General features: G+C 71.4%; 21 protein-coding genes and 1 pseudogene. 9 read left to right on the top strand and 13 right to left on the bottom strand.

Annotated features, from left to right (window positions below; genetic code table 11):
- Window positions 1-14: 14 nt before the first annotated feature.
- Window positions 15-1,283, bottom strand: a complete 1,269-nt coding sequence (locus FHR32_RS03915; protein ID WP_184753036.1) for an MFS transporter — start codon at window positions 1,281-1,283, stop codon at window positions 15-17.
- A 67-nt stretch (window positions 1,284-1,350) separates the two neighbouring features.
- Between FHR32_RS03915 and FHR32_RS03910 the strand changes: the two genes are divergently transcribed.
- The gene (locus FHR32_RS03910; RefSeq protein ID WP_184753035.1) at window positions 1,351-1,944 is read left to right on the top strand and encodes a winged helix-turn-helix domain-containing protein; all 594 of its coding nucleotides are present in this window, start codon (window positions 1,351-1,353) and stop codon (window positions 1,942-1,944) included.
- A gap of 103 nt (window positions 1,945-2,047) precedes the next feature.
- On the opposite strand, the gene FHR32_RS03905 is transcribed toward FHR32_RS03910, so the two are convergent.
- From FHR32_RS03905 to FHR32_RS03875, 7 genes are all read right to left on the bottom strand, one after another.
- The gene (locus FHR32_RS03905) at window positions 2,048-3,007 is read right to left on the bottom strand and encodes a quinone oxidoreductase family protein (protein ID WP_184753034.1); all 960 of its coding nucleotides are present in this window, start codon (window positions 3,005-3,007) and stop codon (window positions 2,048-2,050) included.
- 73 nt (window positions 3,008-3,080) lie between these two features.
- Complete coding sequence (locus FHR32_RS03900; protein WP_312881972.1) at window positions 3,081-4,763, bottom strand: serine/threonine-protein kinase; 1,683 nt, start codon at window positions 4,761-4,763, stop codon at window positions 3,081-3,083.
- A gap of 86 nt (window positions 4,764-4,849) precedes the next feature.
- A complete protein-coding gene (locus FHR32_RS03895; protein WP_312881971.1) occupies window positions 4,850-5,572 on the bottom strand; it encodes an HAD family hydrolase in 723 nt (240 codons plus the stop codon).
- Window positions 5,562-6,668, bottom strand: a complete 1,107-nt coding sequence (locus FHR32_RS03890) for an ABC transporter ATP-binding protein (RefSeq protein WP_184753032.1) — start codon at window positions 6,666-6,668, stop codon at window positions 5,562-5,564. Before FHR32_RS03890 ends, FHR32_RS03895 begins: the two co-directional genes overlap by 11 nt.
- A complete protein-coding gene (locus FHR32_RS03885; protein WP_184753031.1) occupies window positions 6,665-7,525 on the bottom strand; it encodes an ABC transporter permease in 861 nt (286 codons plus the stop codon). The genes FHR32_RS03890 and FHR32_RS03885 overlap by 4 nt, the downstream gene beginning before the upstream one ends.
- Window positions 7,513-8,394 (bottom strand): ABC transporter permease, encoded by an 882-nt coding sequence (locus FHR32_RS03880; RefSeq protein ID WP_184753030.1) that lies wholly within the window; start codon window positions 8,392-8,394, stop codon window positions 7,513-7,515. Before FHR32_RS03880 ends, FHR32_RS03885 begins: the two co-directional genes overlap by 13 nt.
- A gap of 5 nt (window positions 8,395-8,399) precedes the next feature.
- On the bottom strand, window positions 8,400-9,569 hold the full coding sequence (locus tag FHR32_RS03875) for an ABC transporter substrate-binding protein (protein ID WP_184753029.1): 1,170 nt from the start codon (window positions 9,567-9,569) through the stop codon (window positions 8,400-8,402).
- 213 nt (window positions 9,570-9,782) lie between these two features.
- Here FHR32_RS03875 and FHR32_RS03870 point away from each other — a divergent pair, with 213 nt between their 5' ends.
- Window positions 9,783-10,619: a GntR family transcriptional regulator gene (locus tag FHR32_RS03870; protein WP_312881969.1), complete on the top strand. Its 837-nt coding sequence runs from the start codon at window positions 9,783-9,785 to the stop codon at window positions 10,617-10,619.
- A gap of 75 nt (window positions 10,620-10,694) precedes the next feature.
- Window positions 10,695-10,949 carry a DUF6504 family protein gene (locus FHR32_RS03865; RefSeq protein WP_184753028.1) on the top strand — a complete coding sequence of 85 codons (255 nt, stop codon included), beginning with the start codon at window positions 10,695-10,697 and terminating at the stop codon, window positions 10,947-10,949.
- Between the two features lie 32 nt (window positions 10,950-10,981).
- Here FHR32_RS03865 and FHR32_RS03860 read toward each other — a convergent pair whose 3' ends face one another.
- On the bottom strand, window positions 10,982-11,653 hold the full coding sequence (locus FHR32_RS03860; protein ID WP_312881968.1) for a DUF4328 domain-containing protein: 672 nt from the start codon (window positions 11,651-11,653) through the stop codon (window positions 10,982-10,984).
- Window positions 11,654-11,810: 157 nt separating this feature from the next.
- On the bottom strand, window positions 11,811-12,461 hold the full coding sequence (locus tag FHR32_RS03855; protein ID WP_184753026.1) for a response regulator: 651 nt from the start codon (window positions 12,459-12,461) through the stop codon (window positions 11,811-11,813).
- A 114-nt stretch (window positions 12,462-12,575) separates the two neighbouring features.
- Between FHR32_RS03855 and FHR32_RS03850 the strand changes: the two genes are divergently transcribed.
- Together FHR32_RS03850 and FHR32_RS03845 are read left to right on the top strand one after the other, a co-directional pair.
- Window positions 12,576-13,346 carry an ABC transporter ATP-binding protein gene (locus tag FHR32_RS03850; RefSeq protein WP_246465956.1) on the top strand — a complete coding sequence of 257 codons (771 nt, stop codon included), beginning with the start codon at window positions 12,576-12,578 and terminating at the stop codon, window positions 13,344-13,346.
- On the top strand, window positions 13,343-15,319 hold the full coding sequence (locus tag FHR32_RS03845; RefSeq protein WP_246465954.1) for an FtsX-like permease family protein: 1,977 nt from the start codon (window positions 13,343-13,345) through the stop codon (window positions 15,317-15,319). Before FHR32_RS03850 ends, FHR32_RS03845 begins: the two co-directional genes overlap by 4 nt.
- Here the strand turns inward: FHR32_RS03845 and FHR32_RS03840 are convergent.
- Window positions 15,316-15,720 carry an amidohydrolase family protein gene (locus FHR32_RS03840; RefSeq protein ID WP_312881966.1) on the bottom strand — a complete coding sequence of 135 codons (405 nt, stop codon included), beginning with the start codon at window positions 15,718-15,720 and terminating at the stop codon, window positions 15,316-15,318. The two genes, FHR32_RS03845 and FHR32_RS03840, sit on opposite strands and share 4 nt — an antisense overlap.
- 29 nt (window positions 15,721-15,749) lie before the next feature.
- Window positions 15,750-16,769 (bottom strand): LLM class F420-dependent oxidoreductase, encoded by a 1,020-nt coding sequence (locus FHR32_RS03835; RefSeq protein WP_184753025.1) that lies wholly within the window; start codon window positions 16,767-16,769, stop codon window positions 15,750-15,752.
- Window positions 16,770-16,905: 136 nt separating this feature from the next.
- Here FHR32_RS03835 and FHR32_RS03830 point away from each other — a divergent pair.
- Window positions 16,906-18,252, top strand: a pseudogene (locus FHR32_RS03830) (sulfatase family protein); the annotation flags it as partial.
- A 42-nt stretch (window positions 18,253-18,294) separates the two neighbouring features.
- Here the strand turns inward: FHR32_RS03830 and FHR32_RS44015 are convergent.
- Window positions 18,295-19,146 (bottom strand): FadR/GntR family transcriptional regulator, encoded by an 852-nt coding sequence (locus tag FHR32_RS44015; protein ID WP_246465952.1) that lies wholly within the window; start codon window positions 19,144-19,146, stop codon window positions 18,295-18,297.
- A gap of 69 nt (window positions 19,147-19,215) precedes the next feature.
- Here FHR32_RS44015 and FHR32_RS03825 point away from each other — a divergent pair, with 69 nt between their 5' ends.
- The 3 genes from FHR32_RS03825 to FHR32_RS03815 all read left to right on the top strand — a co-directional run bounded on the left by FHR32_RS03825 (window position 19,216) and on the right by FHR32_RS03815 (window position 22,176).
- Window positions 19,216-19,932 (top strand): (Fe-S)-binding protein, encoded by a 717-nt coding sequence (locus FHR32_RS03825; RefSeq protein WP_184753023.1) that lies wholly within the window; start codon window positions 19,216-19,218, stop codon window positions 19,930-19,932.
- A gap of 85 nt (window positions 19,933-20,017) precedes the next feature.
- Window positions 20,018-21,430, top strand: coding sequence for a lactate utilization protein B (locus FHR32_RS03820; RefSeq protein ID WP_184753022.1), 1,413 nt, complete (start codon window positions 20,018-20,020; stop codon window positions 21,428-21,430).
- Window positions 21,427-22,176 carry a LutC/YkgG family protein gene (locus tag FHR32_RS03815; RefSeq protein ID WP_184753021.1) on the top strand — a complete coding sequence of 250 codons (750 nt, stop codon included), beginning with the start codon at window positions 21,427-21,429 and terminating at the stop codon, window positions 22,174-22,176. The genes FHR32_RS03820 and FHR32_RS03815 overlap by 4 nt, the downstream gene beginning before the upstream one ends.
- Window positions 22,177-22,203 lie beyond the last annotated feature (27 nt).

Genomic DNA, 22,203 nt, shown 5'->3' with positions numbered 1-22,203 from the left:
TGTCCGCTGCCCGGTCATTCAGCGGGACGGCCGGGCGCCGCCCCGGCGGGCGCGTGAAGGCCCGCGGGCCGTTCGGTGACCGCCTCGGCGGCGGCCACGGAGCGGGGGGAAACGGTGCGGGCGACCAGGGCGACCGCGAGGACGCACAGTCCGGCGGCGGTGTAGAAGACGGCGGGCAGCCCGGCCTGGGAGCCGAGGAGCCCGCCGGCCGCCGCACCGAGGGGGGAGGCCCCCATGCCGATCAGGCGGTAGCCCGCGTTGACCCGGCCGAGAAGGTCCTCGGGGATGAGCCGCTGCCGCAGCGACACCACGATGACGTTGGTGACGGCGTTGGTCGCGCCGAGGAGCAGGGCGGTGACGCCGATCGCGACCGGGGTGGGGATCAGGACGGGCACCAGCAGCAGGAGGCTGTTGACCAGGTCGGCGGTCAGCAGTGTCCTGACCTGCCCGGCGCGGCGGGTCAGGCGGCCGGCCAGCAGGGAGCCCGTCACCGCCCCGGCGGCCAGCGCCGCCATGAGGATGCCGTAGCCACTGGCTGAGAGCCCCACCGGTGACTCCTCGCCGACCACCCAGAGCACGAAGACCGCGAAGTAGGCCGCGTTGGCGAAGTTGAGAACGCCGGAGAAGACGGCGAGGGCCCGCAGGACGCGGTGGTCTCGCAGGTAGCGCAGGCTGTCGGTGATGTCGGCGCGCAGGGAGCGCGTCGACGGGCTCTCGACCCGGAAGCGCCCGCGCATGCCGAGCAGGGCCAGCCCCGCCATGGCGTAGAGCAGCGCGGGCGCCCCGAGCACCGCGGTCGAACCGATCCCGATCAGGACCCCGGCCAGCGGGCCCCCGAGGAAGTTGTTGCCGACCGTCTGCACGGCCATGAGCCGGCCGTTGGCGGTGTCGAGTCGATCGCGCGGTACGGCCATCGGCAGCACGGACTGCGCCGAAGTGTCGGAGAAGACCTCGGCGATGCCGAGCAGGAGCGCTCCGGCGAGGAGCACCGGCAGGCTGAGCGTCCCCAGCCACGCCGTCACGGCCAGCGCCGCCAGCACACCGGCCCGGCTCCAGCTCGCCATGACCATGATCCGGCGCCGGTCGTGCCGGTCGGCGATGGCGCCCGCGTGCAGGGCGCACAGTAGCCAGGGCAGCGTCGCCGCCGCGCTGACCAGGGACACCAGCAGCGGCGACCTGGTCAGGGTCACCGCGATCAGGGACACACCGACGAGCACGATGCCGTCGCCGATGTTCGACAGGCCGGAGGCGGCCCACAGCCAGCGGAACGACGGTCCGATCACAAGGGCCTCCGGTATTGTTTAAAGGAAAGTATGCAAATGTTCCTTTGCAAAGATATGGCTGCACGCAGTGGATGACAAGACTCGCGAACTCGACGCCTCGGCGCTCAAGGGGCTCGCCCATCCTTCCCGGCTCCGGCTCCTGGAGCTGCTGGAGCACCACGGCCCCGCGACGGCGACGCAGCTCGCCGCCAGGACCGGGGAGAACACCGGGGTGACGAGCTACCACCTACGCCGGCTCGCGCGGCACGGACTCATCGAGGACGTGCCGGAGCGGGGGAGGGGCAGGGAGCGCTGGTGGCGCGCCGGTCACTATTCCTTCGACGGTGACCGGTTCCGCCGCGACCCCGAGACGGCCCAGGCCGCCGAGTTCCTGCTCGCCGAGATGGTGCGCCAGCGGGGCGCCGAGCTCACCTACTGGGTGGAGGAGTCGCGGACCACCCCGCGTCCGTGGCTGGAGGCCGGAACCCATTCTCAGACGGCACTCCGCCTGACCAGGGAGGAGCTCGCCGACCTCGTGCGGGACGTCTCCCGGGTTCTCGACGCCTACCAGGAGAGGGCGGGGGAGGGGAGAAGGGGCGAGGAGACGCCGGACACCGCGCGCGTCATCGTCCACTTCGACGCCTTCCCCGTCGGCCTCGGGGAGCAGTCCCGGCCGGAATGAGCCTGACTCCGCCTCATCCGTTGAGCCGATGCGAGGCGAGTTTTAAATGCGTCCAAAGCTTGCCGTGCGGTCGCCACCCGGTGGCGACCGCACGGCGGGGCGGTCAGGGGATGAGCAGGAGCTTGCCCGTGGTGCGGCGCGCCTCCAGGTCCTCGTGGGCGCGGGCGGCCTCGGCGAGGGGGTAGCGGTGCGAGATGTGCACCTGGAGCTGTCCCGAGGCGACCCAGCCGAAGAGGTCGCTCGCCCGCCAGGCCAGCTCGTCGCGGGTGGCGATGTAGTGGACGAGCGTGGGCCGGGTCAGGAAGAGGGAGCCGCCCTTGTTGAGGACCTGCGGGTCGATGGGCGGGACCGGGCCGCTGGCCTGGCCGTACAGGGCCATCATGCCGCGCGGGCGCAGCGAGGCGATGCTCCCGTCGAAGGTGGCGGCGCCCACTCCGTCGTAGACCACGTGCACGCCGGAACCGGCCAGCTCGCGGACCGCCTCGGAGAATCCTCCGTAGCGGATCACCTCGTCGGCGCCCGCCTGCCGGGCCAGCTTCTCCTTCTCCTCGGTGGAGACCGTGCCGATCACCCGGGCGCCGCGCAGTTTGGCGATCTGGGTGAGCAGCAGGCCCACGCCTCCGGCCGCGGCGTGTACCAGCACGTCGTCGCCCGGCTTCACCTCGTAGGTGGAATGGGTCAGGTAGTGCGCGGTCATCCCCTGGAGCATCAGGGCCGCCGCGGTGTCGGCCGTGACGCCGTCGGGCACGGCGACCAGGTGGGACGCGGGCACCACGGCCTTCTCCGCGTAGCTGCCCATCACGTTCGCCCAGGCCACCGTGTCTCCCACGGAGATCCCCCGCACGTCCTCGCCGACCGCGGCGACGGTGCCCGCGCCCTCGTTGCCGGGGACGAAGGGGAGGGATAGCGGGTAGCGGCCCATCCGCTGGTAGACGTCGATGAAGTTCACGCCGCCGGCCGCGATGTCGACCAGCACCTCACCGGGGTTCAGCACGGGATCCGGATGCTCGGTGTAGGTGAGGACCTCGGGACCGCCGGTGGCGGAGACGACTATGGCGCGCATCGTGCTGGACTCCTTCGCTCAGTCGAGTGCTTCGATCCTTCCCAACTCCGTGGCGATCACGCTCTGTTCCCGGTCAGGGGCTTTTGGAGACCGCTCCCTCGAGCGCGCCGTCCAGGGTGAAGTTGTCGAAGGAGGCCCGGAGCTGGGACCTGCCGTTCTCGCCGACCCGGGCGAGCAGGCCGACCTCGCCCGGTGGGAGCGGGCTGGTGTCCAGCGCCGACTGGACCTGCTCGCCGTTGACCCACATGGTCAGCTGCACGCCCTCCGGGGTGCTGGAGCACTCGGCCTGCAGATGGGCGGGCTCGCCCTTGGGCAGGTCGACCTGGACCGCCTTGGTGAGCTCCCCCCCGGCGTTCTTGACGCTCTTGCGGATGCGCACGCCGCCGCTGGTGTCGAGCAGGAACTCGTAGCGGGTCGCGTCGTAGGTGTCCTCACCCCGGCAGAACAGCCCGTACTCGCCCAGGCCGCTGCTGCCGTCGCGGATTCCGACGTCGACGCCGAGCAGCAGCCGGCCTGGTATGACCGGGGTGGGGCTGGCCGTGGGGTCGGGGGTGGCGGGTGGCGCGGTCAGGAAGGGGATCGGCGCCTTCTGCCGCACGACGGGATTGTCGCCGTCCACGTCGACGGCGTAGTAGCCCTCGGGGGCGTAGCCCTGGGGGGCGCTCCCGTCGTAGATGCCGCCGCTCCAGCCGCTCCGGCTCTGGGTGAAGTCGTCCTGGTACAGCGCGGAGAGGTTCTCGGGTGGGCCGCCGGGAGAGAGCGCGAGGTAGAGGGCGAGGGCGCCGCCCGTCGTGATCAGGGCCGCCACCGCCGCTCCGGTGATCAGTTTCTTCCTCCGCGCCGACCGTCCGGAGGGTATGGCCCCGAAGGAGGCGCCCATGCCCGGACCGGTGTGGTGTCCCGCTGCCACGGCGTCCGCCCACATGGTGGTCCCGTGGATCGTGGGCGGGCTCTGCTGCCAGACCGTCTGGACCGAGTGGGCGGTCTGCTCGGGAGCGGCGGAACGTCCGACGAGGTGGTCGAGGAGCTGCTGGGAGGTGGGCCTGTTCCTGGGGTCCTTGGCGATGGCATAGGCGACCAGCTCGCGCAGGGCGGGCTCCAGGCCATCCAGGGAGGGTTCGGTGTTCAGCACCTGATACACCACCGCGGCCAGCGCCTCCCCGCCGAACGGCGGTTTGCCGCTCGCGGCGAAGGCGATGAGGCAGCCCCAGGAGAACACGTCGCACATGGGGGAGACCGGCTCGCCGCGCAGGACTTCGGGCGCCATGTAGCGGGGCGTGCCGACGATCTCCCCGGTCCCGGTGATCCCGCTGAGCGTGTCCAGCGCCCGGGCGATGCCGAAGTCGATCACCCGGGGGCCGAACGGGGAGAGCAGCACGTTGGACGGCTTGAGATCGCGGTGCACGACCCCGGCGCCGTGGATGGCGGTGAGGGCGGTCGCCACGCCGACCGCCAGCGCGTCGAGGCTGGAGCCGCGGAGCGGCCCTCCCGACTGCACGGCCTCCTCAAGGTTGAGACCGGAGACGTACTCGGTGACGACGTAGAGCTGATCCCCGTCGAGCGCGGCCTCGATGACCGCGGCGGTGCAGAACCGGCGGACCCGCTGGGCGGCGTCGGCCTCCCGGCGGAAACGCATCCTGAACTGGTCGTGCTGGCTGTACTCCGGATTGATCACCTTGATGGCCACCCGCTGGCCCTCGGGGGAGTCGCCGAGGTAGACCGTGCCCATCCCGCCCCGGCCCAGCCTGCTCAGCACGCGGTATCGCCCGATTTGAACGGGATCATCCGAAGTGAGGTCGTTCACCGTCATACCTAACCGCATATACCGTCACGTGAAGTGGCTCAGCTTACCGAGATCTTCCCCGCCGTCAGCAGGCGCAACAGTGTCAGATCCACTTTCTCCAGGCTGCCGACGCTCAGCACGCCGTACGGCACCGCCGTGCCGCCCGCCACCGCCACCACCTGACAGCCCGCGGCGCGGGCCGCGGCGAGGCCGGTGGGGCTGTCCTCGACCGCCACGCACTCGGCGGGACGGGCGCCCAGCGCGGCGGCGGCCTTCAGGTAGGGATCGGGCAGCGGCTTCGCGCGCGCCGTGTCCTCGGCCGCCACGACCGTGCGGAACCGCTGTGCCCCGACCGTCCGGAGCACCATGTCCACGATCCGCCGGGGCGAGGCGCTGACCAGGGCCACCGGCACGCCCGCCGCCCCCAGTTCGTCCAGCAGCCGGATCGCGCCGGGCAGCGGCGTCACCCCGCGCGCGATCCGCTCCGCGAACGCCTCGGTGAGCCGTGCGCCGACGGTCTCGGCGTCCGGGGAGAGCCGATCGCACTCCGCGATGTCCTCGGCGTCCGGGAAGGGCCCGTCCCGACGCGCGGACCGCCGGACGAGATGGGCGGCGGTCCGCTCGATGGGGCGGCCGAGTACGTGGGTGGTGTCGGCCTCGGTCAGATCCAGGCCGAGTTCCGCCGCCACCGCCGCGCAGGCCTCCCACCACAGTCCCTCGGTGTCCACCAGCGTGCCGTCCATGTCGAACAGGACGGCACGCGGCCCGGCCTCAGCCGACACCGGCGGGGTTCTCCAGCTCGGCGGGCGCGGGTCCGGCGGCGTCCGGCGTCCGGCCGGCCGCCGCGGTGCGCTCGGCGACCAGGACGGGCCGCTGCACGAGCGTGAGGTCCACCCGCGTGCCGGGTGCCAGCCGTACCGCGTCGTGGCCGGGGACGTCGGAGAGGACCTCCAGTCCGTCCAGCCGCACCCGCAGCCGCGCGGAGGCGCCGCGGAACGACGACGCCACGATCAGCGCCCTGCCCTCCGGAGCGGGCGTGACGAGCACGGCCTCGGGGCGGACCAGCACGTCCACGTCAGGGGAGGCGGGCAGCGGGCCGTCCACCGTGAGAAGCTGCCCCAGAGCCGTGACCTGGTCGCCGGACACGCGGCCGGGGATGTGGTTCATCGTGCCGACGAACTCGGCCACGAACGGCGTGGCCGGCCGGTCGTAGACCTCCGCGGGGGAGGCGCACTGTTCCAGCCGCCCCGCGCGGAGCACCGCGACCTTGTCCGCGACCGACAGGGCCTCCTCCTGGTCGTGGGTCACGAAGATCGTGGTGATGCCCAGCTCAAGCTGGAGCCGCCGGATCTCCTCGCGCAGCGTGACACGGACCTTGGCGTCCAGCGCGGACAGCGGTTCGTCCAGCAGCAGCACCCGGGGCTCCAGCGCCAGCGCCCTGGCCAGGGCGACGCGCTGTTGCTGGCCGCCGGAGAGCTCGTGCGGGTAGCGCTCGGCGTGTGAGGGGAGGCCCACCAGCTCAAGCAGCTCGGCCGCCCTGGCGTGCCGCCTGGCGGCGGGCACCTTGCGGACGCGGAGCCCGAACGCCACGTTGTCGCGGGCGTTCAGGTTGGGGAACAGGCTGTAGGACTGGAAGACCATGCCCGCGTCGCGGCGGTTGGCGGGCCGGCGGGTGATGTCCTCGCCGTCGATGAGCACGGCGCCCGAATCGGGGTGCTCGAACCCGGCCACGCATCGCAGGGCGGTGGTCTTGCCGCAGCCCGACGGGCCCAGCAGGGCGATCAGCTCACCCGGCTCGACGGTCAGGTCCAGGCCGTCCAGGGCGACCGTGCGGCCGAACACGCGGCGCAGCCCCCGGAACTCGACGCCGGCGGTCATGAGGAACTCCTTCGCTTGGAACCGCCGCTGGAGAGGGTGAGCAGCAGCAGCCAGATGAGCAGCAGGCTGAGGATCGAGACGGCCACCGAGAGCTGGCCGTCGGACCCGGAGACGGTCAGGATCCAGACGGGGAAGGTCCCGTAGCCGAGCAGCGCGGCGATGGTGTATTCACCGAGCACCAGCGCGAGGGTGAGGAAGGAGGCGCTGGCGATCGCCGAGCGAAGGTTGGGAATGATCACCCGGAACATCACGTGCGGCCATGACGCGCCCAGGTTGCGGGCCGCCTCGACCAGCGTGCCCACATCGATCGCGCGCAGCCCCGCGTCCAGCGAGCGGTGGACGAACGGCAGCGCCAGCACCACGTAGGCCAGCACCAGCACCACCGGGAACGTCTCGTTCTGGATCGCGATCAGGGTCGCCCAGAACGGCGTGGCGGCCAGGTAGTCGGGTCCCCAGCGCAGCACCGTGCCGATCCCGGTCACGAACGTGATCGGCGGCACCACCAGCGGAAGCGTGCAGATCACCTCGAGCACCGGCCGCAGCCGGGGCGCGCCGAGCCGTACGGCCAGCATCGCGGGCAGGGTGAGCGCGAGCACCACCGCGATCGTGGTTGCGGCCAGGGCCAGGGAGAGCAGGACACTCTTCCCGAAGCCCTCGGCGGTGAAGATCTTCCAGAAGACGTCGAGGGAGAAGCCCCGCTGCTCGTTGTAGACGGCGAACCAGAGCGAGGCCCCCAACGGGACCAGGAAGTAGAGCGCCGCGACTCCAAGCACCACGCCGCGCCAGACGCGGGGGCGCCGTGGGCGGTCGTGCGAGACGGCCGGCGGGGTATCCAGGATCGGGGTCACCGCAGCCATCGGCTGCTCCTCTTCTGCAGGGGCAGGTAGACCGCCATCACCAGGCCCGCGACAACGATCATGTCGAGGCTGAGCGCGAGCGCGATGTTCTCGTGGCCGATGAGCACGTCACCGGTGAGGGCGTCCGCGATCTGCAGGGTGACCAGCGGGACCGTGCTGCCGACCATCGCCTTGGCGGTGGCGTAGGCGGCGAACGCGCCGCCGAACAGCAGCACCACCCCGCCCAGGAGGGAGGGGACCAGCACCGGGATGCCGACGTGCCGCCAGTACTGCCAGGCGGTGGCGCCGCTGTTGCCGGCGGCCTCCCGCCACTGCGGCTTCAGGCCGTCCAGGGCGGGCACCACGACGAGCACCATCAGCGGCACCGAGAAATACATGTAGACCAGGGCAAGGCCCCAGAAGTTGTACAGGCTCCAGCCGGCGTCACCCAGCCCGAAGACATTGGTGATCACGCCGGAGTTGCCCAGCGTGCCGACCCAGACGAACGCCAGCGGCACGCCGCCGAAGTTGGCGAGCACGCCCGAGGCGGTCAGCACCGACTCGCGCAGCGCCCGGAACCGGGAGGTGACCACGGCCTGGGCCAGGAAGGTGCCCAGGACGGCGCCGAGCACCGCGACCACCGCCGACAGCTTCACGCTGCCGAGGAGGGTGGCGAGGTAGTTGCCCCGGAGGCTCTCGGTCATGTTGGCGGTGGTGAAGGCGGAGACCTTGGTCGCGGGATCCCGGACGGTGAACGCGCCGAACAGCAGCGCGACCACCGGGATCCCGAACGCCAGCGCCACGAAGACGAGCAGCGGCAGCGCGGCCGTCCAGCCGGTGGGCCGGGTACGGCCGCCGTCCCGGACGGCCGTACCCGCGTCGGTCGTCATCCGGATCAGCCGGCGACGGCGGCGCTCCAGCCGCCGGTCAGGACTTCCTTGGCCTTGGCCGTCTGAGCCTCGGTCGGGAAGGTGGGCTCACCCTCGACCGGGGGGAGGTTGGCCTCCGCCGTCTTGTCGACCGTGCCGTCGGCCTTCATGGCCGGCAGCAGCACCGGGCGGGCGAAGCCGCCGAGGTAGAGGTTCTGGCCCTCGGGGCTGTAGAGGAACTCCTGCCAGAGGCGGGCGGCGGCCGGGTGCGGGGCGTCCTTGTTGATCGCCTGCGCGTAGAGCTGGAAGTATTTGCCGTCCGAGGGGATGACCGTCTTCCAGTCGAGGCCCTTGCCGGCCATCTTGGGGGCGTAGGCGGCGTTGTTGTAGTCCCAGTCGATGCTGATCTGGGTCTCGCCCTTCTCGATGGTGGCGGGGGTGGTCTCCACCGGGTTGAAGTTGCCCGCGGCCTTCAGTTTCTTGAAGAAGTCCAGACCGGGCTGGATGTCGTCGAAGGAGCCGCCGTTGGCCAGCGCCGCCGCGTACACGCCCGCGAACGCCGAGCCGGACTGGGTCGGGTTGCCGTTCATCGCGACCTTGCCCTTGTACTCGGGCTTGAGCAGGTCGGCGAAGCTCTCCGGGCAGGTGGCGATCTTCTTGGCGTCGCAGCCGATCGAGACGTAGCCGCCGTAGTCGTTGAACCAGAGGCCGCTCGGCTCCTTCTGGTTGTCGGGGATCTTGTCCCAGGTCTGGACCTTGTAGGGGGTGAACAGTCCCTCGGCGGCGCCGCTGATGGCGAAGGACTGGCTGACGTCGACCACGTCGGGGGCCCGGTCCTGGCCCTTGCGGGTCTTCAGCGCGTTGATCTCGTCGGCACTGGCGGCGTCGGGAGTCTCGCTCTCGATCGCGATGCCGTACTTCGCGGTGAAGGCCTCGATGATCTTTCCGTAGTTGGCCCAGTCGGGCGGCAGGGCGATGACGTGGAGCTTGCCCTCCTTCTTGGCCGCCTCGACGAGCTTGTCCAGCCCGCCGAAGTCGGCCGCGGAGGCGGCGGTCCTTGCGTCCGTACCCGCCGCGGACCCGCCGCCGGAGGTGGAGGCGGACGGCGCCGCGGTGGTCGGGGCTGCTCCGCATGCTGTGGCGCCTACGAGGAGGAACGCGGCCAGACCTGCGAAACGGACTCGGGATGCGATCACGTTTTCTCCCAAGGGGGGCGTGCAATATGCAACGAAAGTAGGCGAACTTGTACAAACAAGCTAGACCCAGAAAGCCGGTAATCGGTTTCGATCCGATGAACGCCCAACGTACGCCGGTGGAACTAAAGAGCTGCGGTTTCATGAGCGGTCCGCGCGTGTTTATGGTGGAGGCGCATCGGCTGCCACCTGTGCGCAGCGGTGGAGGTTCCGGCGGTGTCCGGGCCGGGACGGAGGGGCGGGCGTGAGGGACCGGGCGGGGTGGCGGGGCCGGTGGGCCGCCAGGCGGGGGCGACCGTGACGGCGCGCTACGTGGGGATCGCCGCGGAGCTGCGGGAGGCGATCATGCGCGGCGAGTACGCCGTGGGGGCACAGCTCCCCACCGAGGCCGAGCTCGCCGCCCGTTTCACGGCCTCGCGCGGCACGGTCCGCCAGGCGGTGGCCGTGCTCGTCACCGAGGGCATGGTCGGCTCCCGGCAGGGGGCCAGACGTATCGTGCTCGGCCGCGAGCGGAGCCAGAGCTTCGCCGAGCTGCACAGCTTCGCGCAGTGGGCGCGGGCGATGGGCTACCGGGTCAGCGGGCGCGTGCTGGAGCAGCGTCGCCGGGGCGCGGACGCCACCGAGGCGGTACGGCTGGCACTCCAGCCGGGCGAGCAGGTGCTGTCGGTCCTGCGGCTCCGCTCCCTTGAGGGTGAGCCGGTGATGCTGGAACGGACCGTCTACGCCGGATGGATCGCTCCGGCCGTCGAGCGGATCGACCCCGGGTGCGAGTCGGTCACCCAGGCTCTCTACGACAGCGTCGGCCTTGTCTTCGCCTACGGCGAGCACCTCATCGACGCGGTCGCGGCGGGAGTGGAGGACGCCCGGCTGCTGGCCGTACGGCGGGGCAGCCCGCTGCTGCGTCAGAGGCGGGCCACCACCACCCACGAGGGCCGCCCGGTCGAATGGTCCGACGACCGTTACCGCGCGGGCAGTGTGACCTTCGGGATCCACAACTCCGTGGACGCCAATCCACTGGTGCGGCAGGTGGGGGACTTGCGCCCGACCCTGTAAGAACGTATGTTCGATACGGCAGGGCCCGTCTTCCCCCGGGTGCCCATCCGAAGGCCACGGGAGGGAAGCGGCGCTTTGAGCAGACTTTACGGGGACCCCATCCAGGTGTGGACCCAGGAGGGCCGGCCGGTCCAGTTCGTCTGGCGTGACCGGCTGCACGCCGTCCGCCGGGTGCTGGACCACTGGGTCGTCTCGCGAGAGGGGTGGAAGCTCTCCGAGGCCGATCCGGGGGAGCGCCGGTTCTGGCGGGTCGAGGCCGGCCTCGGCACCTACGAGCTCCGCTTCGACACCGCCGGCGAGGGCTGGCTGCTGATGAGGGCGTGGGACTGACGGCCCGCCCCGCCCGGCCGGCGTCCCCGTGGTCAATGACCGGTGGGATGGGCCTGCTGCACGGGCACCTGCCTGGTGAGGATCTGCGGAAGGGCCTCATGCGCCGCAGGGTCCGCCCATGAGGCGACCGGACGATCCTGCGCCCGCCGCGGGTAGCGGGTGCCCGTGGTCTGGATCTGGGTGATCTGCCGGACGACTGCCGCGCACAGCAGGGCGGAGACCGCGACGGCGGCCAGCTCGAGCGGGCCGAGGCCGGTCAGGCTGGCGTCCCCCGGAACGCTGTCGAGCGACAGCCTTACGGGCACCAGGACGAGCATGGCCAGCCAGCTCAGCCACCAGGCGGCCAGCAGCGCCACCCAGCGGCCGTGACGGTCCGCGGGCGGGCGGGAGGCCCACCAGAGGCGATATACCAGCAGTGGCGGGGCGATCAGGTCGACGCCGGGCACAAGCCAGGCGACCAGGACCGAGGTCGCCGACGCCCGGGGAACGGCGGTCCGACGGGCCTGGACCAGCCAGGTGAGATAGGCCACGACGGCCGCGACCGTGGTCACGGCGACGAGCATGATCAGGATGGCGAAGAGGGTGACCGCGCCGACGACGGCCTGCGCACCGGGGGCGTGGGGGTCGCCGCCGAGCGTCGAGATCTCCCGGGCCAGTCGCCGGCCGCGGACCTGTTCGAAAGCCGTCAACGCGGTGGTGGTCACTATTTGGGCAGTAAGGGTCAGATAGACGGCCGAAACGGATCTTTTTTGTAGCGATGGGATGAAGCGCATGTGTGTCTCCCCCCGGCATGCGCTGAAGGACTTGCCCTTTTTCTATCCCGTCCGCTCCTCCGCTAATCCGCTCCCCGCGCCCGGCGGCTCAGCTCACCACACCTGACTCCCAGGCCCATGCGGCGATCTCCACCCGGTTCCTGGCGCCCAGTTTCACCTGGATGCTCCCCAGGTGCGTTTTGACCGTGGAGAGCGAGACGAACAGCTCCGCGGCGACCTCCTGGTTGGTCCGGCCTCTGGCCACCAGACGGACGACGTCCAGCTCGCGCTCGGTGAGGGGGTCGGCGAGCGATCGGCCGAAGCCGGCCCGGGGGTGGGCCAGGTGCTCGAGCAGGCGCACGGTCACCGACGGCGACACCAGCGCGTCCCCGGCGGCGGCGGCCCGGATCGCCTCGATCAGCAGCGTCGGCCCGCTGTCCTTGAGCAGGAACCCGGTCGCGCCCGCGCGCAGCGCGCCGTAGACGTACTCGTCGAGGTCGAAGGTCGTGACGATGACCACCCGCAGCGGATCGGCCACGCCGGGGCCGGCCAGGATCCGGGTGACCTCAAGACCGTCCAGCTTGGGCATCCGGATGTCGAGCAGACACACATCGGGCCGGAGCCTCCTCGCGTGTTCGACCGCCTCGGCGCCGTCCCCGGCGGTCGCCACGACCTCCATGTCCTCCTGTGCGTTCAGAATCATCCGGAAACCGGCACGCACCAGCTCCTGGTCGTCAGCGATGAGCACCCGAATTGTCACCTGATGGATTCTGCCACCCGTCGTGGGCTCTCCGACTTTCGGACGATGGCCCGTCCGATGGATCGGACGGTCGGCCGATCCACCGCGATGCCCGTACGCGGGAGGGTCATCGGCATGAGTGTTGTTCTTGAAGGGGTCGGCCTGGTCAAGCGGTTCGGCCCGACCGTGGCGCTGGGAGGCGTCGGCCTGGCCGTCCACGCGGGCGAGGCTGTAGCGATCATGGGGCCGAGCGGGTCGGGCAAGTCGACCCTGCTGCACTGCCTCGCCGGGATCATGAAGCCGGACACGGGTGAGGTGCACCTGCTCGGCGGGCGCGTCGACACGATGCGGGAGCGGGAGCGCAGCGCCCTGCGCCGCAGCCGGTTCGGGTTCGTCTTCCAGTTCGGCCAGCTCCTGCCGGAGCTTCCGGCCGAGGAGAACGTCGCGCTGCCCCTCATGCTCGGCAACGTGTCCCGGGCCGACGCCGTACGGCAGGCCCGTGAATGGTTCGGCCCGCTCGGCCTCGGCGGCATGGAGGGACGCCGGCCCGGGGAGCTCTCCGGCGGCCAGGCGCAACGGGTGGCGATCGCCCGCGCCCTGGTCACCCGGCCGGCGGTGATCTTCGCCGACGAGCCGACCGGCGCGCTCGACCAGGCCACCGGCCACGACACGATGCGCCTGCTGGTGGAGGCCACCAAGCACAACGGCGCCTCGCTGGTGGTCGTCACCCACGACGTGGAGGTGGCCCGCTGGTGCGACCGCGTGGTCGAGGTCCGCGACGGCCGGCTCATCCCCGCCCGGTACGGTGCGCCATCCCCCGCTGACCACGACGCCGCGCGCCGGCCGGCCGTCCACCACGTCCCCGGTGCGCTGAGGGCTCCCGAGACCCCCGAGGTGACGGGATGAGCGGGCTGATGGGCCTGACCTGGCGGCTGCTGCGCGGCGGCGGCCGCCGCGGCCTGCTGGGGGCGGTGCTGACCGCGATCGCGGTGGCGGTCTCCACCGCCCTGCTGCTCTTCGCCGTGACGGCCAACCTCGCCTTCCAGAGCCGGGCCGACCGGGAGGCGTGGCGCAACCCGGTCACGGCCACCGGCAAGGCCGTGGCGATCGAGGCCGTGCACACGGACTACGTGCGCGACAGCGCGATCACGGTGGTGGACCTGGCGGCGCTGAAACCGGGGACGGCCCCGCCGCCGGGCCTGGACCGCTTCCCGGTCCCGGGCGAGGTCTGGTTCTCTCCCGCGCTGGCCGAACTCACCGTAAGTCTCCCGGCCGACCAGCTCGCCCACCGATTCCCCACGAAGATCGGCGGAACGGTCGGCGACGAGGCACTGGTCCACCCCGGTGAACTCGTCGCGGTCCGCGGGCAGGCACCGGACTCCCCGTTGATGACCGCGCCGGCGGACGGCAGGCCTCCGGGTGCCTCCGTTCCTTCCGGTGCCGCCATCGCGCCGACGAAGATCTCCGGCTTCACCGGGGAGCCGACGCAGACGGCGGAGGTGTACAAGGCGCTGGGACTGATCGCGAGCGTTCTCATGGTCGTGCCGCTGCTGGTGTTCGGGGGCGCGGCGGCCAGGCTCACCGTGGCCCGCCGGGACCAGCGTCTGGCCGCGCTCCGGCTGGTGGGCGCGACCCCCGGCCAGGTGGTCACGATGACCGTCGCGGAGGCGGTGATCATCGCGTTCGGCGGAGCGGTGCTGGGCACCGTGCTCTACGGCCTGTCCATCCCGCTGATCACCGGGATCGAGATCGCCGGTGGCACCTGGTTCGTCTCCGACGCGTGGCCCGGGGTGCTCCCCGTGCTCGCCGTTCTGGTGGCCGTGCCGCTGCTCGTCGGCCTGTCGGCGGTGGTCGGCCTGCGCCGGGTCGTGGTCAGCCCGCTCGGTGTCGCCAAGCGGGAGACACCTCCGGCGATGCGCTCCGTCCGGGTCGTCGCGCTGCTGGCGATCCTCGCCGTGGTACCCACGCTCGGGGTGGGCGTCGGCGCCGGAGTGATCGCCGTCGTCCTGGGCCTCGCCTTCCTGGCCATCAACCTGGTGGGCCCGTGGGTGATCGGCCTGATCGGCCGGATCACCGCGCGCACGGCGCGCCGTCCGGCCCGCCTGCTGGCCGGGCGCCGCCTGATGGACGATCCCAGGGCCGCCTGGCGGACCGTGAGCGGCGTCGCCATGACCGGGTTCGTGGCCGGGTTCATCGGCTTCCTCAGCCCGGACAGCGGCCTGCTCGGCAACGCGAACGCCACCGACCTGCACCTGTCCGTCCCCTCGTCCCAGGTGGCCGAGGCGACCGCCGGGGCCCGCGAGCGCCTGTCCGCGGCGGGAATCCTCGCCGGGATCGACGTCGGTGGCGGCGAGGGCGGGACCAAGGTGCTCACCGCCTCCCTCCAGGAGCGTGACACCGAGACGGTCGACCGGGCGCGCACCGCCCTCGACGGCCTGGTGCCGGGACACGGCGCGACCCTGGACGCCGACGGGGAGCTGTCGAACCGCCTCCTCGGCGATATCGGCACCGGGACGGTCACCGTGCTCGCGGTCTCGTTCCTGGTCGCCATCGCCAGCGCCGGGATCACCGCCGCCTCCTCGATCCTGGACCGCAGGCAGACCTATGCCCTGCTCCGCCTGGCGGGAACCCCGCTGGAGGTGCTGAACAGGGCCCGTCGCGCCGAGACGCTGATCCCGCTGACGGTCATGGGCGGCGGTGCCATCGCGATCGGGGTGTTCTGCGCCCTGCCGTTCGCGCTCTCCGCCATGAACCTCACCGGCGCGATCACCCTGTCCGTCTGCGTGGCCCTCGGCTTCGCCGGGGTGGTCGGGGCCGGTGCGGCGAGTGCTCCGCTGCTGCGTTCCGTCACCGCCAACCCCGCCCCCCGTCCGGACTAGCAGCGCTCTGCCGGGCCGTTTCCGCCGAGGAGCACCTCGACTCCGCGCCGGCAAGGACGCGGGACGGAGGAGAGGGCGGCACGGCTGTCGCCCGCTCTCTCAACGGCGCGAGAAAGGAGCTCTGAACGAGTGTCGGCCGTCGGTGTCCCGCAGTGGCTGCGTGGCATGACAGAGGTTGGCGCGGAAGGACGGCACTCCGCGCGCGGGGTGCCGAGCGGGCTGCCGTCCTCGCGCCGTACGATCCGGCCGATCCGGGGATCAGGCGTGCCGGGACCGATTCCGGCGCGCGCGAGGGCGGCGGTGTTGCACCAGACGGTGTGGTGGTCGTACGCGCGCAGCACCACGGGCCGGTCGCGGGCCGCCTCGTCGAGCCGGCGGGCGTCGAAGTCGCCGTCCGGCACGATGGTGGGGTCGTAGCCGCCGCCCCGGATCAGCCCAGGACGAGGTCGCGGACCGTCCTGAGTGAGGTCTCGTCGCGCGGTCCCATCACCAGCAGACTCGTGACCGGGCTCTTACGCCACGGCTCCAGGCGCTCGCGGATCCGTCCTGCCGGGCCCACCAGCGAGATGCCGTCGGCCAGCTCGTCCGGGATCGCGTTGAAGGCCTCGTCCCTGCGCCCGGCCAGATAGAGCGACTGGATCTCCTGGGCCGCCTCGGCATACCCCATCCTGCCGATGATGTCGGCGTGGAAGTTGCGGCTCTTGGCCCCCATGCCGCCGATGTAGAGCGTCAGCATCATCTTCACGCCGTTCAGCGCTCCCTTGATGTCATCGGTGATCATCACCATGACCATGGCGGCGATGTCGAAGCCGGGCCGGGCGCCGGCCAGCGACGGGCCGTACATCTGCTCGGTCTTCTCCGGGAGCGCGAACAGCGGCAGCCAGCCGTCGGCGATCTCGCCGGCGAGCGCCACGTTCCGGGGACCTTCGGCGCCGAGGTAGAGCGGGATCTCCTCGCGTAGCGGATGGGTGATCAGCTTCAGTGGCTTGCCGAGGTTGGCGCCGCCCGGGTAGGGGAGCGGGTAGTGCGCGCCGTCGCTGGTCACCGGTTCCTCGCGGCGCCAGACCTTGCGCATGATCTCGACGTACTCGCGGGTCCGGGCGAGCGGGCCGGGGAACGGCATGCCGTACCAGCCCTCGACCACCTGTGGTCCGGAGGCGCCGACGCCCAGGAGCAGCCGCCCGCCGGTCAGGTGGTCGAGCGTCATCGCGGTCATCGCGGTCGCGGCCGGTGTCCTGGCCGAGATCTGTACCACGGAGGTGCCCAGTTTGATGCGGGAGGTACGCGCGCCGTACCAGGCCAGAGGGGTGAAGGCGTCACTGCCGTAGGCCTCCGCGGTCCAGACGGAGTCGTAGCCCAGCCGTTCCGCGGCCTGGACGACCTCGGTGGCGTCGTCGGCGTTCCGCTGCCAGTAGCCGAGGTTCAGGCCGAGCTTCAGGTCAGTGCTCACAGGGGGCCTCCAGACGGATAAACGCACCTTAATTAGAACACGTTCTATCTTGACTGGTCGATAGGGAGGTGTCGATATTCGGCCTTCTGGGAAACGAGCCTTTGTGCTCAACGCTGTCCGCAAGGCCCTGTGTCTGATGTTGCTGGCCGTTTTCACGGCCTCGGGAGTCGCTCCCGCCGTTGCCCAGGTCGCCGAACGACCGAACATCGTGTTCATCCTTGTCGATGACCTGGAGGCAGGGGATTTACAGAAATTCCCGAATATATGGAATCAAATCGCCCTGCAGGGCACCAGCTTTGAGCAGTTCTTCGTGTCGAACTCCTGGTGCTGTCCCTCGCGCTCGTCGATCCTGCGCTCCCAGTACGTTCACAGCCACGGCGTGCTGACCAACACGGCGCCCGAGGGGGGGTTCACAAAGTTCCATAATTCTGGTTTGGAGCGTTCCACTATCGGCACGTGGATGAAATCGGCCGGCTATCGCACCGGATTAATGGGCAAATATCTAAATCACTACCCCGGAGGGGCCGCCGAAGCCACATATGTGCCGCCGGGCTGGGACGAGTGGGACGTCCCGGTCCGCCAGCTCTACAACGAGTACGGATACACGCTCAACGAGAACGGGCTGCTGACCGACCACGGCTACGCGCCGGAGGACTATCTGGCGGACGTGCTCAGCCAGAAGGCCGATGCGTTCGTCTCCCAGGCGAGCACCGATCCGTTCTTCCTGTACCTCGCCCCGATCGCCCCGCACAACCCGTCCAACTACGCGCCCCGGCACGCCGGGGACTTCGCCGACGCGACCGCTCCCCGGCCCCCGTCCTTCGACCAGCCGGACGTGAGCGCCGAGCCCCGCTGGCTGAGCTCGCGTCCGAGGTTCACGACACGGACGGTCGAGAAGATCGACGAGCGCTACCGCCGCCGACTCCGGGCCATGCTCGGCGTGGACGACATGGTCGGCGCCCTGGTGGAGACCCTGCGAGCGGCGGGGAAGCTGGAGAACACCTACATATTCTTCAGCTCCGATAACGGGTTCCATCTGGGCCAGCACCGCCTCGCCCAGGGCAAGACGACCCCGTTCGACGAGTCGATCAAGGTGCCTCTCCTGGTCCGCGGGCCGGGGGTCAAACCCCTCGGCGTCGTCAGCGAGATGGGCGCCAACGTGGACCTCTCCCCGACCTTCGCCCAGCTCGCCGGGGCCCAGCTCCCCGCCTTCACCGAGGGCAGGTCCCTGCTCCCGCTCCTGCGCGGCCGGACACCTCCCCGCTGGCGGCAGAACGTCCTGCTGGAGTTCTACCGCCCGACCAGCGAGGAGTCGGGCCGGCAGACGCCGGTCCCCGCCTACCAGGGCATGCGGACCTCCCAGAACACCTTCGTCCGCTACTCGACCGGTGAGTACCAGCTCTACGACCTCGCCAGGGACCCCTACCAGCTGCACAACCTCGTCTCCGAGGTCTCGCCGGCCGTCATCGCCCAGTTCGATCAGCAGCTCGACGCGCTGGCGGTATGTTCCGGCGCGAACTGCCGTTCAGCCGACTCCGTCCGGCCGCCCCCGTTCGTCGCACCGCCTCCGTTCCTCGTGCCGCCCTTCTCCTTCGGAGACGGCTCGGTCTTCGGACCCGGCTCGGTCTTCGGGCCGACCCCGGTCTTCGGCGCCCGAGCTCCGCGGGGTGGCCGAGGGGGTCGAGGTGGGTGAGATGTCCGGATAGGCGCGCCGCAGGTGGGTCGCGACGGCGGCCGACGCCTCCACGTGGTCTCCGGAGGCGATGGCCCGGTGGATCCGATGATGGTCGGCCCTGAGCCCGCTCGTGTCGCCGAGGCGTTCGACCGCCTCGATGGCGTAGCGGCGGACCGAGTCGCGCAGGGAACGCATCATGGCGGCGATCAGACGGTTGCCCGAGGCCTCGGCGATGGCGACGTGGAAGGCGGTGTCGTGTTCGACGAAATCCTCGGCCGTCGCCGCGTGGTCCATCCGCTCCAGCGCGCCGCCCAGGACCGACAGGTCGGCCCCCTGGACGGCGGCGCGCGCGGCGGACCACTGTTCGATCATCAGCCGGGCGTCGATGACCTCCTCAAGGGAGAGGCTCGACAGGCCGAGGTGCAGCCGGAGCAGGTCGGTCAGGGCCCCGGCGGGCCGTGAGATGAGTACGGCTCCCGCGTCGGGGCCCCGTCCGGCCTGTGAGGACACCACGCCCAGCGTCTCCAGCACACGCATCGCCTCGCGCACCGACGACCGGCTGACCTGGAGCTGCTCGGCGAGCTGGCGCTCGCCCGGCAGGCGGTCGCCGACCGTGAGCCCGTCGCCCGCGATGCGTTCCTCGATCCGGGCGATCACGTCCTCGAACGCCCGGGTGCGTCGGACGGGCTGCCATCCGCTCAAGGGACCTCCTCTTGTGGCGAAATATGGTCAGACCATACTGTGGTCTGACCAAACAGCGGAAGGAGTGCCATGCGCGTCGCCCTGTTCATCACGTGTGTGAACGACACGCTGTTCCCCGGCACCGGGCGGGCGGTCGTGACACTGCTGCGCCGCCTCGGATGCGACATCGAGTTCCCTCAGGCGCAGACCTGCTGCGGCCAGATGCACGTCAACACCGGATACCCCGAGGAGGGGAGACGGCTGGCGCGGCACTTCCTGGACGTCTTCGCCGGATACGACGCGGTCGTCGCGCCGTCGGGATCGTGCGCCGCGATGGTCCGCGAGCAGTACCCCCGGCTGGTGGGGACCGACGAGGCCGCCGCGACGGTGCCGAAGGTCCACGAGCTCTCCGAGTTCCTCGTCGACGTCCTCGGCGTCACCGACGTCGGCGCGTCCTTCCCGCACCGGGTGACCTACCACCCGACCTGCCACTCCCTGCGCGGCCTCCACCTGGGCGACCGGCCCACCCGCCTGCTCCAGCAGGTCAGAGGGCTGGAGCTGGTCCCCCTCCCCGGAGCCGAGGAGTGCTGCGGGTTCGGCGGCACCTTCGCGGTGAAGAACCCGGCCGTCTCCGCCGCCATGTGCGGCGACAAGGTGGGCAACATCATGGCCACCGGAGCCGAGGTGCTCTGCGCGGCGGACAACTCCTGCCTGATGCACATCGGCGGCACCCTCAAACGCCAGCGCGCCGGTGTCCGGATCATGCACCTCGCCGAGATCCTCGCCACCACGGAGGCCACTCGATGATCGACATCATGCGCACGCCGGTCTTCTCCACCGACCGGTCCCCGCACGGCCACGCGACACCGGCGCCCGGGGGAGGGGACGCGCGATGAGCGGCGGCAACACGTTCCTCGGCATGCCCGCGTTCCCCCAGAACGCCGCGGCGGCCGTACAGGACTCCCAGCTCAGGTTCAACCTGCGCAAGGCCACGCACACGATCCGCGGCAAGCGGGCCTCCGTGGTGGCCGAGCTGCCCGACTGGGAGGAGCTCCGGACCGCGGGCAAGGAGATCAAGGACCACACCCTGCGCAACCTGGAGCGCTACCTCCTCCAGCTGGAGGAGGCGGTCACCGCGGCCGGCGGGCACGTCCACTGGGCGGCCGACGCGGAGGAGGCCAACCGGATCGTCGCCGGCCTGGTCAAGGCGACCGGCGAGACCACCGTGGTCAAGGTCAAGTCGATGGCCACCCAGGAGATCGGCCTCAACGAGGCACTCGAGGACCAGGGGATCTCCGCCTACGAGACCGACCTCGCCGAGCTGATCGTGCAGCTCGGCGACGACTGGCCCTCCCACATCCTGGTCCCCGCGATCCACCGCAACCGGTCGGAGATCCGCGAGATCTTCCAGGAGAAGATGGCCTCCTTCGGCCGCGCGGCCCCCGAGGGGCTGACCGACGAGCCCCGCGCCCTCGCCGAGGCCGCCCGGCTCCACCTGAGGGAACGCTTCCTGTCCACCAAGGTCGCGATCTCCGGTGCGAACTTCATGATCGCTGAGACCGGCACGCTGGTCGTGCTGGAGTCCGAGGGCAACGGCCGGATGTGCCTGACCCTCCCCGAGACGCTGATCAGCGTGGTCGGCATCGAGAAGCTGCTGCCGACCTGGCAGGACCTGGAGGTCTTCCTCCAGCTGCTGCCCCGGAGCTCGACCGGCGAGCGGATGAACCCCTACACCTCGACCTGGACCGGCGCGGTCGAGGGGCAGGAGTTCCATCTCGTCCTGCTCGACAACGGCCGTACCCGGGTCCTCGCCGACGAGGTCGGCCGCCAGGCGCTGCGCTGCATCCGCTGCTCGGCCTGCCTGAACGTCTGCCCGGTCTACGAGCGCGCGGGCGGTCACGCCTACGGCTCCGTCTACCCCGGCCCGATCGGCGCGATCCTCACCCCGCAGCTACGCGGCATGGAATCGGAGCTGGACGCCTCCCTGCCGTACGCCTCCACCCTCTGCGGCGCCTGCTTCGAGGCCTGCCCGGTGGCGATCGACATCCCCGAGGTCCTGATCCATCTGCGCGGCAAGGCCCGTCACCCGCGTGCCGAACGTCTGGGCATGCGCGCGGCCGGCTGGGTGCTCAACAGTCCGGCACGGCTGGCCGGCGCCCAGCGCCTCGGCGGCCGCCTGCGCAGGTTCGTCCCCGGACGTCTGCCCGGCCCGCTGTCCGCCTGGACCGACACCCGTGACATCCCCGACATCCCCGCCGAGTCCTTCCGCGACTGGTGGGGCCGGACCGACGGAGGCACCCGATGAGCGGCCGAGCGACGCGAGGAACGCGGACGGGCACGTCCACCGGAGGCAGGGAGCTGATCCTGTCGCGGATCCGCGCGGCCGTGGCCGGCGCCCCGGAGGTCGCGATCACCCGCGCCTACCGCACGTCGCCGGGCACGGACGGCGTGGTGGAGCTGTTCGCCGAGCGCGTGGCCGACTACCGGGCCGTCGTCCATGTGGTGGACGCGGCCGAGGCGGCGGAGGCGATCACGGCGGCGCTGCGACGCCGGGCGGCCACCCGGCTGGTCGTCCCCGACGGGCTGCCGGAGGAGTGGGCACGGGCCGTGCGGTCGGCCGTCGAGGCGGCGGCCGACCGTCCCGGGCACGCGGCACCTGAACCCGGAGCCGACGGGGCCACGCGGGAGGGCGCCGCCGGGCCCGGAACCGCCGCGATCCTGGGGGACGAGCCCGCGCTGAGCGCGGCGGCGCTGGACGCGGCCGACGGCGTGGTCACGGGGTGCGCGCTGGGGATCGCCGAGACCGGCACGATCGTGCTGGACGCCGGCCCCGGACAGGGACGGCGGGCGCTGACCCTGGTGCCGGACTACCACCTGTGCGTGGTGCGGGCCGGCCAGATCGTCGCGGGCGTGCCAGAAGCCGTGCGGATGCTCGACCCGGCCCGGCCGCTGACCTGGATCAGCGGCCCCTCGGCGACCAGTGACATCGAGCTGAACCGGGTCGAGGGCGTTCACGGTCCCCGCACGCTGGAGGTCGTGATCGTCCGCTGACCCGGCCCCGCCCTCCCGGGGCCGGGC

The organism is Streptosporangium album, from assembly GCF_014203795.1.
GTDB lineage: Bacteria > Actinomycetota > Actinomycetes > Streptosporangiales > Streptosporangiaceae > Streptosporangium > Streptosporangium album.
Note: the sequence above shows the minus strand (reverse complement) of the source record. Positions and strands in the feature narration are given on the sequence as shown.

Excerpts from the sequence above, each read along its gene's own strand:
- FHR32_RS03850 (WP_246465956.1), top strand. The coding sequence starts at position 12,576 with ATGAGTGTTGTTCTTGAAGGGGTCGGCCTGGTCAAGCGGTTCGGCCCG.
- FHR32_RS03845 (WP_246465954.1), top strand. The coding sequence starts at position 13,343 with ATGAGCGGGCTGATGGGCCTGACCTGGCGGCTGCTGCGCGGCGGCGGC.
- FHR32_RS03885 (WP_184753031.1), bottom strand. The coding sequence starts at position 7,525 with ATGGCTGCGGTGACCCCGATCCTGGATACCCCGCCGGCCGTCTCGCAC.
- FHR32_RS03825 (WP_184753023.1), top strand. The coding sequence starts at position 19,216 with ATGCGCGTCGCCCTGTTCATCACGTGTGTGAACGACACGCTGTTCCCC.
- FHR32_RS03820 (WP_184753022.1), top strand. The coding sequence starts at position 20,018 with ATGAGCGGCGGCAACACGTTCCTCGGCATGCCCGCGTTCCCCCAGAAC.
- FHR32_RS03815 (WP_184753021.1), top strand. The coding sequence starts at position 21,427 with ATGAGCGGCCGAGCGACGCGAGGAACGCGGACGGGCACGTCCACCGGA.
- FHR32_RS03890 (WP_184753032.1), bottom strand. The coding sequence starts at position 6,668 with ATGACCGCCGGCGTCGAGTTCCGGGGGCTGCGCCGCGTGTTCGGCCGC.
- FHR32_RS03905 (WP_184753034.1), bottom strand. The coding sequence starts at position 3,007 with ATGCGCGCCATAGTCGTCTCCGCCACCGGCGGTCCCGAGGTCCTCACC.
- FHR32_RS03880 (WP_184753030.1), bottom strand. The coding sequence starts at position 8,394 with ATGACGACCGACGCGGGTACGGCCGTCCGGGACGGCGGCCGTACCCGG.